Consider the following 16,955-nt stretch of genomic DNA (forward strand, 5'->3'; position numbering starts at 1 on the left):
CTGCTGCTCAGGTCCTGCTCTCAGCCTCTGTGCTCTTCGCTGAGCTCCTCCCGCTCGCACGCTCGCAGCACGTCGCTCAGCCTCTGTGCCCTTCACTGAGCTCCTCCCGCTCGCACGCTCGCAGCACGTCGCTCAGCCTTCGAGCGTGATCTCGTCGGCGTAGACGGCCGTCATCGCGCCGGTGATGGTGTCGACCGTTCCGGCCTCCTCGCGGGCCACCGTCTCAACGGCGCTCGCCACCGCCTTGGTCACGCCCTCGTGGAAGACACTGGGCACGATGTAGGTGGGGTTGAGCTCGTCGGCGGAGACGACGTCGGCGAGGGCCTTGGCCGCTGCCAGCAGCATCCGGTCGCTGACCCGGGTGGCATGGGCGTCCAGCAGCCCTCGGAACACGCCGGGGAAGGCGAGGACATTGTTGATCTGGTTCGCGAAATCGCTGCGACCGGTCGCGACCACCTCGGCGTGCTTGACCGCCTCGGCCGGATCGATCTCGGGGGTCGGGTTCGCCATCGCGAACACGATCGAGCGCTCGGCCATGGTGGCGACGTCCTCGGCGGTGAGGATGTTCCCGGCACTGACGCCGATGAACACATCCGCGTCGACCACCGCATCCCGGAGGGTGCCGGTGAGCTCTCGCGGGTTGGTGACCTCGGCGATCCAGGGCAGGCGCCCTTCGAGCTGCTCGCGGCCTTCATGGACGATGCCGTCGATGTCGGTGACCACGACGTCACGAGCACCGGCCGCACGCAGGAGGCGAAGGATGGCGGTGCCGGCCGCTCCCGCTCCGGAGAGCACGATGCGGGCCGTGGAGATGTCCTTCTCGACCACGCGCAGCGCGTTGCGCAGCGCGGCGACCACCACGATCGCGGTGCCGTGCTGGTCGTCGTGGAAGACGGGGATGTCGAGCTCGGCGCGCAGCCGATCCTCGATCTCGAAGCAGCGCGGGGCGGAGATGTCCTCGAGGTTGATGCCGGCGAAGACCGGCGCGATCGCCTTCACATGGGAGACGATGTCGTCCACCGAATGGGCGTCCAGGCAGATCGGGAACGCGTCGATGCCGGCGAAGCGCTTGAACAGCGCGGCCTTGCCCTCCATCACCGGCATCGCGGCGAGCGGGCCGAGGTCCCCGAGCCCCAGGATGGCGGAGCCATCGGTGACCACGGCGACGGTGTTGCGCTTGATGGTCAGGCGCCGTGCATCCTCGGGATTCTCGGCGATCGCCTTGACCACGCGTGCCACACCCGGGGTATAGATCATCGAGAGGTCGTCACGGTGACGGATCGGGAGCTTGGACTCGACGGTGAGCTTCCCGCCGAGATGGGCGAGGAAGGTCCGATCGGAGACCTTGCCGAGCTCGACCCCCTCGATCCCGCGCAGCTCGTCCACGACCTCCATGGCATGGTCATGGCCCGCGGTGAGCACGGTGATGTCCGCGCGCATCCGCTCCGGCCCGGAGGCGGAGACGTCAAGGGCCGTGACGGTCCCGCCGCGTCTCTCGATGCGACTGGTGATGTCGCTGACGGCGGCAGAGCGGGCGGCGAACTCGAGACGGATCGTGATGGAGTAACTCACGGATGGCGACGGTGACATGAGGCACAGCCTAACGAGATCAGCGGCTCCGTAGGGACAGCACGCGGCATCAGAAGAAAGCGGAGCGTCGTGCAGTCGCACGATGGAGCGCCGCGACCCCACAGCCGTCCTGATCAGTACCCGCAGATGACCCGCACTGGCCCTGCGTTGCGTGCGTCACAACATCCGTGGGACCCTCGGGCATGACGTTCTGGGGGGGCCGATACGGCAGAACTGGTGGCGCTCGCACGCCGGTTCAGGGATCACGACGGGCAGCTCACGGGGACTGCGGAGGCGCTGCAGAGTGCTGTCGCCGTCGTCGGCTGGGAGGGACCTGACGCCACCGACTTCCGTGAGCGCTGGGAGCAGTGCCGTCAGAAGCTGTCGCTGACGGCAGGCCATCTGGGCAGCGCGGCCGAGCATCTCGCACTCCAGGCAGCGCAGCAGGACGCCGCCTCCGATCCCGAGGGCCGTATCGATGCCGGGGACTACGGCGGGATGCTCGGAGGCGAGTTCCTGGACTGGTCGGACCTGATCAACGCCGGTGAGCGCGTCGGTGACATATGGCGCGACCGCATCGAGGCGGGCGATCCCGAGAGCTCTCTCGGGTCGCGGTACACCGAGGAGAATCCCCAGTGGGATCCTGCCGATGTCGACATCGATCAGAACGGCATCGAATCCTCGCTCGTGAACCAGGGATCCCTCGGCGACTGCTGGTATCTCGCAGCACTGATGGCAGTGCAGCAGACGGACCCGGGCCTCCTGGCCGAGAACATCAGCGGCGTCGGTGAGCCACCGGGTGCCGACGGCTGGGAGGTGCAGCTCTTCCTCGACGGCGAGTGGCAGGACGTCCCCGTCAGCCCCGAGGATCTCGGCGTCAACGGCACCATGGATGATGGAACCGGCGACCCCAGCTGGGCGACCATCTATGAGATGGCGATGATCAACGCGAATGATGGCCGGGCCTCGGCCGTCTCCGCGGACACCCCTGCCGCCGGCCTGGAGATGATCACCGGCGAGTCCGCACGGGAGTCAGACTCCATCGGGCAGCCCTCCTTCGACGAGTACAAGCAGGCGATCGATGAGGGCCGCCCGATCACGGTGATGACCGATCCGATGAAGCCGATCGGGCCGGCCCGCGACGACCTGGTGGCCGCGCACGTCTACCAGGTCTCCGGATACGACGAGGAGACCGGCGAGATCATCCTGACCAACCCTCACGGGCCGAACGGCTCGACCACCTACGAGGTGAGGATCGACCCTGACGATCCGATGTATGCCACCTCGATCTTCATGACTGGGATCGGTGAGTGAGCCGATGTGGACGCAGCATCTCATCCAGCAGTCGGGCCAGCTCACGCTCGGCACGCTCCGGGTAGGGGTCTTCCGCACTCTTGCCGACGAGGACGGGCCGTACGCGGTGCTGCGCCTGTCCGTATCCGGCGCAGAGCACGTCCAGGAGCTGACGATGCGTCCCGGTGACGCGACCGAGCTGGAGGGGATCGGTGATCTGCTGCTGCTGGTGGCCGAGCCCTCGACTCGGGAGCGCCGCGGATCGGTGCGCCTGGCACTGGCGAGCGCCCGCACCGGAACAGAAACCGGAACCAGAACCAGAACCAGAACCAGAACCGAAACCGAACCCGGAACCGAACCCGACGACGGTGCCGCCCATGGGTGAGCAGCGGTCGACATGCAGCCGGCTCCTCCCCCGCCGCGCCACCCTGCTCGCAGCGGTGCTGCTCGTGATCTCGGGATGCGGTGGCGGTGGCGACGCGATGCCTGCGGAGGAGGCGGTGGCGCAGTACGAGGTCGTGGCGGAGGACGTTCTCGAGGCGCTCACCACAGTGCGGCCGCTGGCCTGGGAGCGTGGCTCACAGGAGATCATCGAACCCGGCGCACAGGACTGCCGCTATCGGCCAGGGATATGGAAAGCGGACGACGTCCTCTACCCGGAGCCCGGCCAGGGCCGGGACTGGGACCCCTGGCGTGAGGCGCTCGACCCGGTGCTGGAGGAGCATGGATTCGAGGCCCTCGGGCGCGAGCAGAGCTCCGGCAGCGCCTATTGGCTGGAGAGCCAGGGACCGAACGGGTCGCGGCTGCAGCTCTACATCGACGGAGAGCTGCGCATCACCGATGTCCGGGTCGATGCCGAGCCATGCGAGGACGCCACCCTGGGCCTCTGATCACGGCTGGTGCCCCTGGGCCTGTGACCGAGGCCGGTGAGAACACCGTGTGCCGGTCATCTCCACCTGCGGTGGCGCGGGGCACCGGCGTCTCCACCCGCCGCGCCTCAGGCGGTGAAGGGCGTGACCTCGGAGGCGTAACGCTCCCAGATCTGGTGCGCCGCAGTGACCTGCTCCGCATAGCGCTCAGGGTGCGCGGAGGACTGCACCGTCTGTGCGGCGGCGCCCGGTTCCCAGCGCGTGACGTCAGGGATGACCTGGAGCAGGCCCGGCGCGTCGGTATCCTCCGCGAGCCCGAGGAAGGCGTCCAGGGCGTGCTGCTTGTGACGCACCTGGTCATAGGTTCCCCAGCCCATCGAGGGACGCTGCTGGAACAGGCCGCCGGAATCCGCGTCCACGGCCGGCTCATAGTTGTACAGCCATGACTCGACGATCGCCGTGATCAGCGCGATGACGGCGACCTCCTCACCCAGTTCGTGACCCTTCACCGCGGCGATGATGAACTTCGCGTTGGCGAGCTGCCAGTCGTCCATCGCGTCCACGAGGAAGCCCTCACGGGTCTCAGGTCGGGTGAGGAACTCCTCGGTCCACTCGTCGGCGCCGATCGCCTTCTCCGCACCGGGCTCGACCGCGGAGGCAGGAGCGAGGACACCGAGGCCTGTCGTGGAGGCGAGGCCGAGGGTGCCGGCGGCGATGAGGCTGCGGCGAGAGAACGGGGCGGCGGTACGGACGGTGGTGGCAGATGCCATGAGGATGGGGGTCCTTCGTTCCGAGACGGTGGGCGATGCCCGGTCATCCCGAGCTGTGCCAAGGTAACGAAGCGATCACGGCGAGGGAAGGAGGCAGGTCACGTCTCCCCTTGCCTCCGGGGACGCGCAGCGTCCCGACTTGTGCGAGCCATGACCGAAGCACGCCCGGGGCCAGAGGTGCGAGCTGCGGGCGTCACCGCCGGTCATCACGCCACGAAAGGGAGCCAGCCTCATTCCGGCGCGCACGCCGTCGGCTCCCGCAGCCGGCGCGGGTAAAAACTTCGTCACGTGACCGCGCAGACACGCTCCGGGTGCCGTGCGCCACGCCAGCCACCGTGCCCGGCAGGCTCTGCTCTTGTCCGGCTCGGCTCTTGACCTGCTCGGCTCTTGACCTGCTCGGCTACCGCCGAGCCGGCGCTATGCCCATGACACCCCTGACCGACCTCAGGAGAGCTCGGCGATCGCCTTGCGGATCCGCTTGTCCGAGACCGTCTGCTTCGTGCCGAGCGTCTGGGCGAACAGGCTCACCCGGAATTCCTCGAGCAGCCAGTCGATCTCGCGGGCGGCGGGTTCGGCGCGGCGGCGGGCGGAGAGCTTCGCCCGCTGCGTCGCCCAGTGCTGCTGGAGATCTCCGATCTGCCAGGCGAGCTGCTCATCGCGTCGTGGGTTGCCGGCCAGCTTGTCCAGCCGGATCGCATCTGCTTCGAGGTACCGGCGCAGGTCCGGGAGGTGCGTGATGCCGGTGCGGGCGATGAATCCGTCACCCAGCAGCGAGGCGGCGTGCTCCCGGATCTGGGTGAGGTGGGAGAGCACAGCCAGCGATGGTGCCCGCGAGAGCTCCTTGTGCAGCTTCCCAGCGGTGGCGAGCGCCGCCGCCGCATCCTTCACCGCCTGGGCGGCGAGGGTGACGTGCTGAGTGCGCACACGATCCAGGAGGGCGTCGTACTCCGCCCGCGTGCGCACCACCGCCGTGCCCGCAAGGTGCACGGTCGCCGCCGTCGAGGCATCCGCGAGCAGCGCGGCGGTGGAGGCGTAGTCCGAGCCCGCGACGGCGAGCTTCGTCGGGTTCGGCAGCGCGTTCAGGACCGCGCCGAGGTCGGCCCCGAGATCGCGGTCCAGCAGGGCGATGACGCCCTCACGGTGGGCGAGTGCCTGCTCATCGGCGGTGGCGAGCACGGCGAGGTCCACCTGCCGCAGGCGGCCGTCCTCACCGCGGCGCGCCACCAGCGCCGGGTAGCCGGTGACCTTCAGCCCGCCGACGGTGGATTCCCGCAGCGCCGGCACGCCCTCGGCGGGGAAGCTCGGCAGATCCTTCTGGGCCAGGTCATCTGCTTGCGCGGAGACCGAGGCGTCGACGCGCTGCTTGAGCCGCCCCTTGAGCGTCTCGAGGTCGTCGCCGGTGCCGATCTGTCGGCCCTTGTCGTCGACCACGCGGAAGTGCATCCGCAGATGCGGGGGCAGCTTCGCGAGGTCGAACTCGGGGCCGTACAGCGGGAGGTCGTCGGGGACCCCCGGCAGGGCGACCAGCTCGTCGGCGACGGCTTCGAGGAAGATCTCTCCGGCGTCCGGATCCTCGTCGTGGAGCGTCACGGCGACCGTCTTGGCTCGTTCCGGGGCGGGGACCAGGTGGCGGCGGATGGGCTTGGGCAGGGAGCGGATCAGCTCGGTGACCAGTTCCTCGCGCATGCCGGGCACGAGCCAGTCGAAGCCGCGCTTCTGAAGGCGGTTCAGCACGGCCAGCGGCACGGTCGCGGTGACGCCGTCGATGCCCTTCGCTCCCACGTCGCCGAAGGAGTAGCTCAGCGGCAGGGTGATGTCTCCCTGCACCCAGGTGTCGGGGAAGTCTGCGGCGATCGCCTCCGCCACGCTCTCGTCGGCCGCGAGCAGATCCTGCTCGGTGAGGGTGAGCAGGTCCGGGGTCTCGTGGCGCTGCGTCTTCCACCAGGTGTCGAAGTGTCGACCGGAGACCACGGTGGCAGGGATTCGCTGGTCGTAGAAGCTGAACAGCTGCTCGTCGGAGATCAGCAGATCGCGGCGACGGGTCTTCGCCTCGAGCTCCTCGAGCTCCTTGATCAGGGACCGGTTGTCGCGGAAGAAGTGGTGGCGGGTGCGCCAGTCCCCTTCGATCAGAGCATTCTGGAGGAAGATCTCCCGGGCGGCCTCGGGATCGATGCGCCCATAGCCCACGACGCGGTCGGCCACGATCGGCACCCCGAACAGGGAGACCTTCTCGTGCGCCATCGCGGAGGCCTGCTTCGAGGACCAGTGCGGGGCGGAGTGGGAGCGCTTGACCACATGGGAGCCGGTCTCCTCCGCCCAGACCGGGTCGATCCGGGCGGCGGTACGGCCCCAGAGCCGGGAGGTCTCCACGAGCTCGGCGACCATCACGTAGTCGGGCCGCTTCTTGGACAGGGCCGAGCCGGGCCAGAGCGCGAAGCGGGCGCCGCGGGCGCCGGCATACTCCCGGGTGCGGTCATCCAGCAGGCCGACGTGGCTGAGGAGCCCGGCGAGCAGCGACTGGTGGATCGCCTGCGGGGAGGCGTCGTTGTCGTTGCGGGAGAGCTCAGCGTCTTTGGCCATGTCCTTGAGCTGGCTGTGCAGGTCCCACCATTCGCGGATCCGCAGGTAGTGCAGGTGCTCGGAGCGCACCTCGCGGCGGAAGGCGGAGTTCGACAGGGACTTGCGCCGTTCCTGGAGGTGGTTCCAGAGGTTGAGGTAGGCGAGGAAGTCGCTGGTCTCGTCCTCGAAGCGCTTGTGCTTCTCCTTGGCCTGCTGCTCCTGGCCCAGCGGTCGCTCACGCGGGTCCTGGATCGACATCGCGGCGACGATGATCAGCACCTCCCGCAGCGCACCAAGACGGTGCGCCTCGATCAGCATGCGTGCCATCCGCGGATCCAGCGGGAAGCGGGCGAGGGTGCGGCCCACGGGCGTGAGTCGGCGGCCGCCGGGCTCGCCCGGGGCGTCCTCGATCGCGCCCAGCTCGTCCAGCAGCCGCACCCCGTCGGTGATCGCGCGGGAGGCGGGCGGTTCGACGAAGGGGAAGGACTCCACGTCCCCGAGCCCCAGCGAGGTCATCAGCAGCACCACGGAGGCGAGCGAGGTGCGCAGGATCTCGGGTTCGGTGAACTCCTCGCGCCCCTCGAAGTCCTCCTCGGAGAACAGCCGGATCGCGATGCCCGGGGCGGTGCGGCCCGAACGGCCGGAGCGCTGGTCGGCGCTGGCCTGGGAGATGGGCTCGATGGGGAGGCGCTGCACCTTGGTGCGCTGGGAGTAGCGGGAGATGCGGGCCAGGCCGGAGTCGATCACATAGGTGATGCCGGGGACTGTCAGCGAGGTCTCGGCGACGTTCGTGGACAGGATGAGACGGCGGTAGGTGCCGGCCTTCGGCGGGGAGAAGATCCTCTGCTGATCCTGGGCCGAGAGCCGCCCGAACAGCGGGAGCACCTCGACCGGCAGCGCGGAACGACCCCGGGTGCCGCGATTGAGGTGGGCGGTCAACGCCTCGGAGATCTCACGGATCTCGCGCTCGCCGGGGAGGAAGACGAGCATGTCACCGGGGCCCTCGGCCGCGAGCTCGTCGACCGCGTCGGTGATCGCCTGGGTGAGGTCACGTTCGACGGAGTGGATGTCCTCGAGCTCGTCGTCCTCCTCGACCTCCGGCTCGAGCACCAGGGGTCGATAACGGATCTCGACGGGGTAGGTGCGCCCGGAGACCTCGATGATCGGGGCTGGCCGCTTCTCACCCGAGGGCGAGGTGCTCGCGAAATGCTCGGCGAAGCGTTCGGGGTCGATCGTGGCCGAGGTGATGACGACCTTCAGATCCGGCCGCTGGGGCAGGATCTGGCGCAGATAGCCGAGGATCACGTCGATGTTCAGCGATCGCTCGTGGGCCTCATCGATGATGATCGCGTCATAGCGCTTCAGCAGCCGGTCACGGCCGATCTCGGCCAGCAGGATGCCATCGGTCATGAGCTTCAGCCGGGCATTGCGGCTGGTCTCGCGCGTGAAGCGGACCTGGAAGCCGACGGTTCCCTCCCCCAGCTTCTCACCGAGCTCGCTCGCGATGCGCTGGGCGACCGAGCGGGCGGCGATCCGGCGCGGCTGGGTGTGGCCGATGAGCTTCCCGCGCTTGCCGTAGCCGAGCTCGAGCAGCATCTTGGGGATCTGTGTGGTCTTGCCGGAGCCGGTGGCGCCAGCGACCACGACCACCTGGTGCTCGCGCAGCGCGTCCAGGATGTCTTCGCGCTGCTGGGAGACCGGGAGCTCTGCGGGATAGTTCAGGCGCAGCCCGGTGTCGGAGGCAGAGGCTGGCGTGGAGGCGGGCTCAGTGGCAGGCGCGGAGGCAGGCGTCGAAGAAGGCGTGGTCATGGCGGGCCCACTCTACGTGGCTCGGCCGCTGCGGGTCCCGGTGATTTCCCTCGACCGGGCGCCGACCGATATCTCGTGGACCGCTCAAAAGTGGTGATCCTGCGCGCAGGTGGCGGATGTGCCGAGGACTTGGCCCCGGCAGGGCTCCGCGCAAGGTAGACACAGCGCATGTCGATCATCCGTGGACGTCGCTCCGCCCGTGGCCTCGCGCGCGTACTCCTGCTCGTGCTGCTGGTCGTGGCGGTCGTGGTTGCGAGCGTCGTCTTCGGGGCGAGACGAGCTTCCCATGACGCATCTCCCATCACCTCGACCACGCAGTTCAGCGCGACGATGGACCGCATGGTCCCGGTGCTCGGAGAGCTCCTGGGGGCGATGGGCGTGCGCTCCCCCGCGCATCTCGCCGTCAAGCTGGGCTCGATCCGTCCGGCTGCCCTCGCTCATCCCGCGTGGCCAGATGCCGACTATGCGCTGTTCTCTCCCGAGGACTCGGAGGGTCCCGAGGAACCGGCGCTCGGAGCGATCGTCTGGTCGTCATCCTCCCCGGACCAGGACGGCGCGGACCGGTCATGGTCCGCGCACTGCGTATTGCTGCAGATCGATCAGCAGGAAGCCCGGATCGCCTGGCAGGAGGTCCAGTGCCCGCAGGAGACCCCCGAACAGCCTCCGTCCGAGAGCTCTCCGGACGACCCTGCCGCCACCCTGGAGCGGCCGGAGCTGCGAACGGGCACAGCGTTCCGCTCCGCCGACAACACTTCTCACGGCTCGAGCAGCGACCCCATCCAGCGCGGTTTTCCGGCCAGCGGGCTCGTGCCGACCGATCGGCCGCCGACGACGGGCGACTGCGGACCGGAGGCCCTGGACGCGGTGCTCGACTCCGCCAGCGGCGCCGGCCCTGAGGACAGCGTCATCCTGCGGATCCAGAACGTCTCACCGAGCTCCTGCACCGTGCCGACGCTCTCCGGACTGAGAGTCGACCGTCAGGGCGAGCCCGTCGTCCCCTTCCTGACCCAGGCTGGGGCACCCCTCGACCTCGCTGCCTGGGAATCTGCCGCCACCTTCCTCTCGTTCCGTCCTCATCAGATCAGCCCCGACGGTGACGCCCTCACCCTCATGCTCGGTGGCAACTGGGTAGCGCTCGCAGATCCGAGTGACCTGACCCTCCGGGTGCGCGACGGCGATGAGATGACAGCCTCGCCCTGGCAGCACGCGGGATACGGGGTGCTCCTGGGGACCGATGAGAACTGGCGTGAGGACCTGGACATCGCACCGCCCTGCGCTCCGGAGCAGCTGGCGGTGACGGCCCGTCCCCGGTCCTCCTCAAGCGGAGACGAGGACGGGCTCCCTGATCCCACGCCGTTCACCGTCCTCAACATCAGCACAGCAGGTTGCAGGATCGAGTCAGGGACGCTCGCAGGGATCCCAGCAGTCCCAAGGCTGACCATCCCGTCTACGGTGCTGCTTCAGAGCGGCCACAGCCTCGATCTGTTCGGGCCTGACAGCGCACCGAACCTCACCGGCCAGTTGATCGTCGACGGCGTCACGCACCCGGTGGCCCCTCTGCAGACTCCCTGATTCGGGGCCGACTCCCTCACAAGATGCGGCCGCGATCCGCGGCCAGGAGAACCACGACGTCCCACCCCCACGATTCAGTCGTGGCGCAGCTCGGGGCACAGCGTTGTGGAGGAAACGTTCTCCAGGCCGTTGACCAGCAGGATGTGCGTGGACGAGACGGCGCTCGCATCGTAAGAGGCATGCTCCGCCCATGAGCGCCACGAGCACAGCCCCTCCCCCGCACCGGCCCTTCTGCCAGGGGCGGGCACCACACCGATCGCGCCGCGGAAGCGACGCGCGATGATCCGCACACTCGTTCTCTGGCCCGGTCCCTCCCCGGCAGACTCTGCCTCCGCGTGCCACGAGTATTCCTCCAAGATGATCAGCCATGGCATCTCCTGGTACCGCCATGGCACCCTTCCGAGCCAGGACCCCGAGGTCTTGGATTTCTGTCGGGCGGCGGTGAAGAGTCTCAGGGCGTCGTCGGCCGGCCGGGAGAGCCCCTGGGAGGTGCCCGGGGAGTACGGGACGCTCTGGGGTGAGGTCCTCACCGTCGAGTTCGATGGTCCGCAGCCGGCGGCTGTCGCCACAGTGGCGCGCCTCGCCCACGAGCACGGGCTGGTCCTCTTCGATCTGCCTGCACACCGGGTGCTGACCGCTGCGGATATCACGACCACCTTCGGCGTGCCGATGATCCCCGCCGCTGCGCCCAGGTCCTTCTTCGAGCTGGTGATGGAGTGCAGACAGCGCTGGAGGTGCGTCGATGAACTGCGAGTGCTCGGGTCGGAGCTGATGAACTGCACCTTGCCGGTGGATCCCTCCCTGGTGACACCGATCCAGGAGGAGCTCGAAGTCTTCGAGGAGGTCCTGGACCTGCTCGGGTGCTATGACCTGGAGGACCTCAAGGAGCGACTCGAGGAGCTGATCCATGCGACCGCGGAGGACGACGTGTGGCGGTGAGGTGCGCCGAACGCGGGCCAGAAATATTCGGGAAGCTGACGGCGCCCGGCCTCAGCGTGATAGCAAACTGTGCCCGGCGGCGCCCAGGCTGTGCGTCGGCGGATAGGCGGTGACCAGTGCGAGAGCCATCCGGGTCCCCCACGCCCACGCCCTGGACACCAGCGCATCCCAGATCGCATCATCGTCGATCCCGGTCCAGGCGGCCGTCTCGCGGTAATCCTCCAGCACCGTGGTCGACGGCACGTGCAGCAGCAGGCCTCCCAGGTCGCTCGCCGGATCACCGCGGGTGGTATCGCCCCAGTCGATCAGTGAGGCCCGTCCTCCTGTTCCAGGCAGGGGGACGACGACGTTCCCGGGGTGCGGGTCCCCGTGCAGCAGCAGCTCCCGGCCTTCCCAGGGAGCTGCGGCCAGTCCGGTGCTCCACCGAACCTCTGCCCGCTCACGCACGGCGTCCGGCAGGTCTGCACGGTCGAGATCAGCGGCGAACGCCGTGATCCGTTCCGCGAGCGGGACGCCTCGCGCCGGGTTCCGACCGACCTCCGGCGCGGGCCCGGAATGGATCGTGGCGAGCATCCGAGCGAGGTCCTGTGCGACCAGTTCGCGGATCATCTGGGGCGCCTCATCCGCGGTGCTGCCGTCGATCCACAGCGCCAGCACGGCATCGTCGGCAGTGGCCAGGATGATCGGCAGCCCCATCGGCAGCGGGATCCCGAGACCGCGCAGGCGTCGCAGCACCGTCACCTCGCGGCCCAGCAGCGCCCGAGCGGACTCCCGCCGTGCGACTCTCAGCACCAGCGGACGACCCTCCAGCTGACCCACCGGCCACAGCGCGTTGTCCCAGCCCTCACCCCGCGGGGCACGCCCGATCGTCCAGTCGATCCGCTCGAGCTGGAACCCCTCTTCGGGGCGCAGCCGCGCGCACAGCAGCTCGACGCGCCGCAGATCCACGGGCAGGTCGGCTGGTGGCAGGAAGGGAGCCGTACGCGGCAGGCTGGTCATCCGGCCACCGTACGGTGGCCAGGCATCGTCGGCAACGATCTCGACCTCTCCGGCGGGGCGCGCCCGCCCCCGGGGCAATCCCAGACAACTGCTGCAGGTCGAACGGTTCGATGGCTACCGTGGGCCTCCTGCGGCCGTTCGGCATCCGCCATCGACCGCCACATCCCTGCAACGACCCGGAGGTCCCCTCGTGGCCCGAATCGGAATCCAGCTGATGATGCTCAAGGACCACGTCCGTGACCAGGGCATCGGTCCGGTCCTGGAGCGTGTGAAGGAGACAGGCTTCGAGGTGGTGGAGGTCTCCCAGATCCCGATGACCGAGGAGAACGTCGCCGGCATGGAAGCCGCGCGGGCGCGCCTGGGCATCGAGGTCGCCGCGATCTCCGCCAAGACCACGGTCCCGCCGGGCAGCGACGAGCTCAGCCTCGCAGAGGATTTCGACCCCCATGTCGAGCATGCCCGGCGCCTGGGCACCACGATGATCCGGATCGGCATGATGCCGATGACCGCGCTGCGCTCGTTGGAGGCGTTCGATGACTTCGCCGCCGAGGTCGACGGCTATGCCCAGCGCCTCGCCGAGCACGGGATCAGCCTCAGCTACCACAACCACCACATCGAGTTCGCGAAGCGTGAGGGCACCACCCTCCTGGACCGGCTGCGCCAGCGCGCCCCCCATCTGCGCTTCGAGATCGACTGCCACTGGGTCCAGCGCGGCGGGCAGGATCCCGAGCGCACCTTGCGGGCTTTCGCCGGGGTGCTGGATCTGGTGCATCTCAAGGACTACCGCATCGCGATGCCGTCGGCGGAGATCCTCGATGCCCGAGAGTCCGGAGACGCCGAGACCTTCTCCCGCTTCTGGCTCGGGGACATCGTGCAGTACGCCGAGGTCGGTGAGGGCACCCTGGACTGGAAGCCGGTCATCGAGCAGGCCGTCGCCTCCGGCGCACAGCATCTGCTCATCGAGCAGGACCAGACCTACGGGCGCGATATCTGGGAGTCACTGGCGATGAGCCGGCGACACCTGGTCTCGCTGGGCTTCGAATCACTCATCACCACAGGAGGACAGCGATGACCGAGCAGGTTCCACTCTCGAGCAGGGTCAAGCAGATCATCGAGGTCGACGGGCTGCAGTTCCGCGACCTCGACGGCGACGGCGCGCTCACCCCCTTCGAGGACTGGCGGCTGAGCCCCGCTGAGCGCGCCAAGGACCTCGCGGCGCGGATGTCCCCGGACGAGAAGCTCGGCCTGATGGTCATCACTTCCCGGCCGATGGGCATCTCTCAGCACAACAAGGACTTCACCAGCCACGACGGCGTGCTCGATGAGCAGTACCTGCCGATCAAGGTCGACCCTCACACCAGCGCCGGCATCCCCTTCGAGGGGACCACGCAGATGATCGCGGAGCTGAACATCCGTCACTTCATCATGCGCGAGGAGCCCACCGGATCCCGCATCGCGACCTGGATCAACACCATGAACGAGGTGGCGGAGGAGTCCCGCTGGGGCATCCCGGTGATCGTCGCTGCGAACTCGAAGAACGAGGCCGGCGCCTTCAAGATGGGCGGCACTCCCGAGGACCAGCCCTTCGCCGAATGGCCGGGCACCCTGGGCCTGGCCGCCACCGGCTCGCTCGAGGTGATCGAGTCCTTCGCAGAGCACTCCCGCGCCGAGTGGCGCGCCTCAGGCCTGCGCAAGGGCTATATGTACATGGCCGATGTGTTCACCGACCCGCGCTGGTTCCGCGGCCAGGGCACCCTCGGCGAGGACCCCGAGTTCGTCGGCCAGGCGATTGGGGCGCTGGTGCGTGGATTCCAGGGCAAGGACGGGCTCTCGGCCGATGGGGTGGCGCTGACCACCAAGCACTTCCCCGGCGGCGGCGCTCGCGAGAACGGTACCGATCCGCACTATGCGGAGGGCCGGTTCAACATCTACCCCACGCCCGGGTCGCTCGAGGAATACCACCTGCCGCCGTTCCAGGCGGCGCTCGACGCCGGGACCTCCTCGATCATGCCGTACTACGCGATCCCGTCGGAGGAGAAGTCCTCGACCCCGCAGGGACGGGTCACCGAGTTCGAACAGGTCGGCTTCGCGTTCAACCACGAGATCCTGAACCTGCTGCGCGAGATGGGTCATCGCGGCTACATCAACTCCGATTCGGGCGTGCTCTCGAAGATGGCCTGGGGCGTCGAGGAGCTCACCACCGCCGAGCGGGTGGGTGCCGCCGTCATGGCCGGCACCGACATGTTCGCCGACACCAATGATGTTGCCGCCGTGCGCGAGGCGTATGTCAGAGGGCTGTTTACCTCGGAACGGCTCGACGAGGCCGCCTCGCTGCTGCTCGAGGAGCTGTTCGCCCTGGGCCTGTTCGAGAACCCGTACGTGGACCCCGAGGAAGCGGATCGGGTGGTGCAGAATGCCGAGGCCCGCGCCGCGGCCGAGGACGCGCACCGCAGGTCCGTGGTGCTCGCCAAGAACCATGACGGGGCGCTGCCGCTGACCGAGGAGACCCTGGCCGGCAAGCGAGTGTATGTGGAGCTGTTCGCGACCCGCCTGACCGTCAAGGAGCTCGACGCGCTGCGCCGCCGCCTCGCCGCCGCGCATCCCGGGATCTCCTTCACCACCGACTACCACGACGCGGACGTGGCGATCCTGCTGCTGCGCCCGTTCATCGGCTCGTACTTCGAGTTCGTGGGGATCGGCGACCTCGGCATCGATGACCACTCGCATGTGGACATCGAGAAGGTCCGTGACATCCGCAAGCACGTGGACACGATGGTGGTGGGCCTGAACACCCTGTTCCCCTGGCTGCTCGACGGCATCGAACCACTCGCCGACGGCCTGCTGATGGGCTTCGAGACCGACTACGGGATCATGGTCGAGGCGATCCTCGGCGAGTTCTCCCCCACGGGAAAGCTGCCGATCACCTTCCCGATCGACGCCGCGGCGATCGCGGTCGACGAGAACGGGCATTGCGCCTCTCCGAACGACGTCCCGGGCTTCGCCAAGGAGCAGCACATGGACGGGCGTCCGTATGTGTACGTCGATGCCGACGGCAACCGCTACGAGCTCGGACACGGCCTGACGTACAGCGGCTGAGCAGATGGTGCGCGCTGGCAGGGCCGACGGTGCGCACCATCGCTGGTGGCGCGCACCATGGCCGGTGGCGAGCAGCATGGCCGGTGGCGCACACCATGGCCGGCGGCGCTCCGGTGCGCAGACCGCGCCCCCGGGGGCCGACAGCATGCCCCGGTCGTCGGCCCGCGGTCCGCTCGGACGGCAACAGAAAAAGGCCCCCTCCCCCGCGCTCTCGCGCAGGTGAGGGGGCCTTTCGTAGTGAGTGCAATGGTGGAGCCGGCGGGAATCGAACCCGCGTCCGATAGTGCGGAGCCAGGGCTTCTCCGGGCGCAGTCCGTATTGACGTTTTCTCAGTCCCGACGTTCGCACGGACACGACGTCGACAGACTCAGTCACTCTGAGGTGTTCATCCTTCCCCGATGACGAGGGTCGGCAGCAGTGGCTTCTTAGATGATGGAACGATCCGGGTCAGAAGCACGCCCGGGGTTCCAGACTGCTAACGCTGATCAGGCAGCGAGAGCGAAGTCAGTGCGCTTAGGTTCGGCACTTATTGGTTTCCAGAGAACGTTTACGAGATGACTCTGGCTTCTCGGCCCGCTTCCCCTTGCTGGACAACTACCGTCGAAACCGATCGGCCCCCAGCGTGGGTATGCAGCACAGATATCGACGGCCCCTCAGGGCCGTCCTTGCACTCACTCTTCTGTTGTCAAACACCCACTGACGACGGGTCTCCCCGTGCGTCGTGGTCCCACTCTACCGCGCCCGGCCGTGGTTCTGAAGCGAATATCCCTCAGCTCACGGCGAAGCCCGTCGGCCTGGACCCCGTACGGTCCCGGCCGCGATGATGGGGCGGTGAGCGGTTTCGAGGCAGCAGACGTCCAGGTCCGGATCGATGACGACAGCCTGCGGGAGGTGGTCTCCGATCCGGCGACGCTGGCCGAGTGGTGTGCGGTCCATCCGCGGGATCCTCGTACCGTCGCCTATCTGAGGATGCTCGGACGGCTTGACGAGGCCGCGATCGCCGGCCGCGCAGCCCTCGAGGACAGCGGTCTCTCACCGGTGATGCGGGCCGTGCGCCGGGCGCGCTACGCCCATGTGCTGCAGTGGCAGGGGGCGTTCCTCGCCGCCGAGGAACAGCTGGATCTGGCCGCGGAGGAGACCGGGCTCGAGGATCCCACGTCACCGTCATCCCTGTCGGTGCTGGCCGCCGTCTTCCAGCATCGTGCGAAGTGCCGGTTCGAGCACGCGCTGGCGGAGCATGGCGCCGGACGCACCCAGGCCGCCGCACGGACGTGGGACCTCGCCGTGGAGGATGCACGGCGAGCGCTGTACATGCGCGAGCACCTGGGAGTCGCTGACGAGGGTGTCATCAGCTCGAGCAGGCAGACGGTCGCCCGGCTGGAGCGACGGGACTTGGACAGCTGACAGGATCTGGAGGGCTGACCGCCCAGCCGAGCTGACAGCACCGCCGGCCCGCACCGCTCGAGTCTGGTTGCGGCTC

12 protein-coding genes and 1 other RNA gene are annotated in these 16,955 nt (G+C 68.5%); 8 read left to right on the plus strand and 5 right to left on the minus strand.

Annotated elements, in window-relative coordinates; all coding sequences use genetic code 11:
* Positions 1-132: 132 nt before the first annotated feature.
* On the minus strand, positions 133-1,590 hold the full coding sequence (locus ACT3T9_RS15660) for an NAD-dependent malic enzyme (protein WP_441443236.1): 1,458 nt from the start codon (positions 1,588-1,590) through the stop codon (positions 133-135).
* 216 nt (positions 1,591-1,806) lie between these two features.
* Here ACT3T9_RS15660 and ACT3T9_RS15665 point away from each other — a divergent pair, with 216 nt between their 5' ends.
* From ACT3T9_RS15665 to ACT3T9_RS15675, 3 genes are read left to right on the plus strand one after another with little or no spacing between them, the layout of a single operon-like run.
* Positions 1,807-2,883 carry a C2 family cysteine protease gene (locus tag ACT3T9_RS15665; RefSeq protein ID WP_444607000.1) on the plus strand — a complete coding sequence of 359 codons (1,077 nt, stop codon included), beginning with the start codon at positions 1,807-1,809 and terminating at the stop codon, positions 2,881-2,883.
* A 4-nt stretch (positions 2,884-2,887) separates the two neighbouring features.
* The gene (locus tag ACT3T9_RS15670; RefSeq protein ID WP_444607001.1) at positions 2,888-3,247 is read left to right on the plus strand and encodes a hypothetical protein; all 360 of its coding nucleotides are present in this window, start codon (positions 2,888-2,890) and stop codon (positions 3,245-3,247) included.
* Positions 3,240-3,752 (plus strand): hypothetical protein, encoded by a 513-nt coding sequence (locus ACT3T9_RS15675; RefSeq protein WP_444607002.1) that lies wholly within the window; start codon positions 3,240-3,242, stop codon positions 3,750-3,752. The genes ACT3T9_RS15670 and ACT3T9_RS15675 overlap by 8 nt, the downstream gene beginning before the upstream one ends.
* Before the next feature lie 107 nt (positions 3,753-3,859).
* On the opposite strand, the gene ACT3T9_RS15680 is transcribed toward ACT3T9_RS15675, so the two are convergent.
* Together ACT3T9_RS15680 and hrpA are read right to left on the minus strand one after the other, a co-directional pair.
* Positions 3,860-4,501 (minus strand): hypothetical protein, encoded by a 642-nt coding sequence (locus ACT3T9_RS15680; RefSeq protein WP_444607003.1) that lies wholly within the window; start codon positions 4,499-4,501, stop codon positions 3,860-3,862.
* Between the two features lie 444 nt (positions 4,502-4,945).
* Entirely contained in the window at positions 4,946-8,869 is a 3,924-nt protein-coding gene (gene hrpA / locus ACT3T9_RS15685; protein WP_444607004.1) for an ATP-dependent RNA helicase HrpA, read from the minus strand.
* A 168-nt stretch (positions 8,870-9,037) separates the two neighbouring features.
* On the opposite strand from hrpA, the gene ACT3T9_RS15690 reads away from it, so the two are divergent.
* A complete protein-coding gene (locus ACT3T9_RS15690; RefSeq protein WP_444607005.1) occupies positions 9,038-10,441 on the plus strand; it encodes a hypothetical protein in 1,404 nt (467 codons plus the stop codon).
* 357 nt (positions 10,442-10,798) lie between these two features.
* Entirely contained in the window at positions 10,799-11,380 is a 582-nt protein-coding gene (locus ACT3T9_RS15695) for a hypothetical protein (RefSeq protein ID WP_444599507.1), read from the plus strand.
* A 51-nt stretch (positions 11,381-11,431) separates the two neighbouring features.
* On the opposite strand, the gene ACT3T9_RS15700 is transcribed toward ACT3T9_RS15695, so the two are convergent.
* A complete protein-coding gene (locus tag ACT3T9_RS15700; protein ID WP_442331757.1) occupies positions 11,432-12,379 on the minus strand; it encodes a phosphotransferase in 948 nt (315 codons plus the stop codon).
* Positions 12,380-12,569: 190 nt separating this feature from the next.
* On the opposite strand from ACT3T9_RS15700, the gene ACT3T9_RS15705 reads away from it, so the two are divergent.
* Both ACT3T9_RS15705 and ACT3T9_RS15710 read left to right on the plus strand, forming a co-directional pair.
* Positions 12,570-13,451 (plus strand): sugar phosphate isomerase/epimerase family protein, encoded by an 882-nt coding sequence (locus ACT3T9_RS15705; protein WP_442331758.1) that lies wholly within the window; start codon positions 12,570-12,572, stop codon positions 13,449-13,451.
* A complete protein-coding gene (locus tag ACT3T9_RS15710) occupies positions 13,448-15,475 on the plus strand; it encodes a glycoside hydrolase family 3 N-terminal domain-containing protein (RefSeq protein WP_442331759.1) in 2,028 nt (675 codons plus the stop codon). The genes ACT3T9_RS15705 and ACT3T9_RS15710 overlap by 4 nt, the downstream gene beginning before the upstream one ends.
* Positions 15,476-15,722: 247 nt before the next feature.
* On the opposite strand, the gene ssrA is transcribed toward ACT3T9_RS15710, so the two are convergent.
* Positions 15,723-16,093, minus strand: a transfer-messenger RNA (tmRNA) gene (gene ssrA / locus ACT3T9_RS15715).
* A 213-nt stretch (positions 16,094-16,306) separates the two neighbouring features.
* Here ssrA and ACT3T9_RS15720 point away from each other — a divergent pair.
* The gene (locus ACT3T9_RS15720) at positions 16,307-16,879 is read left to right on the plus strand and encodes a hypothetical protein (protein WP_442331760.1); all 573 of its coding nucleotides are present in this window, start codon (positions 16,307-16,309) and stop codon (positions 16,877-16,879) included.
* Positions 16,880-16,955: the final 76 nt, after the last annotated feature.

The sequence above is a fragment of the Brachybacterium sp. AOP29-B2-41 genome (genome assembly GCF_052378395.1).
Taxonomy (GTDB): domain Bacteria; phylum Actinomycetota; class Actinomycetes; order Actinomycetales; family Dermabacteraceae; genus Brachybacterium.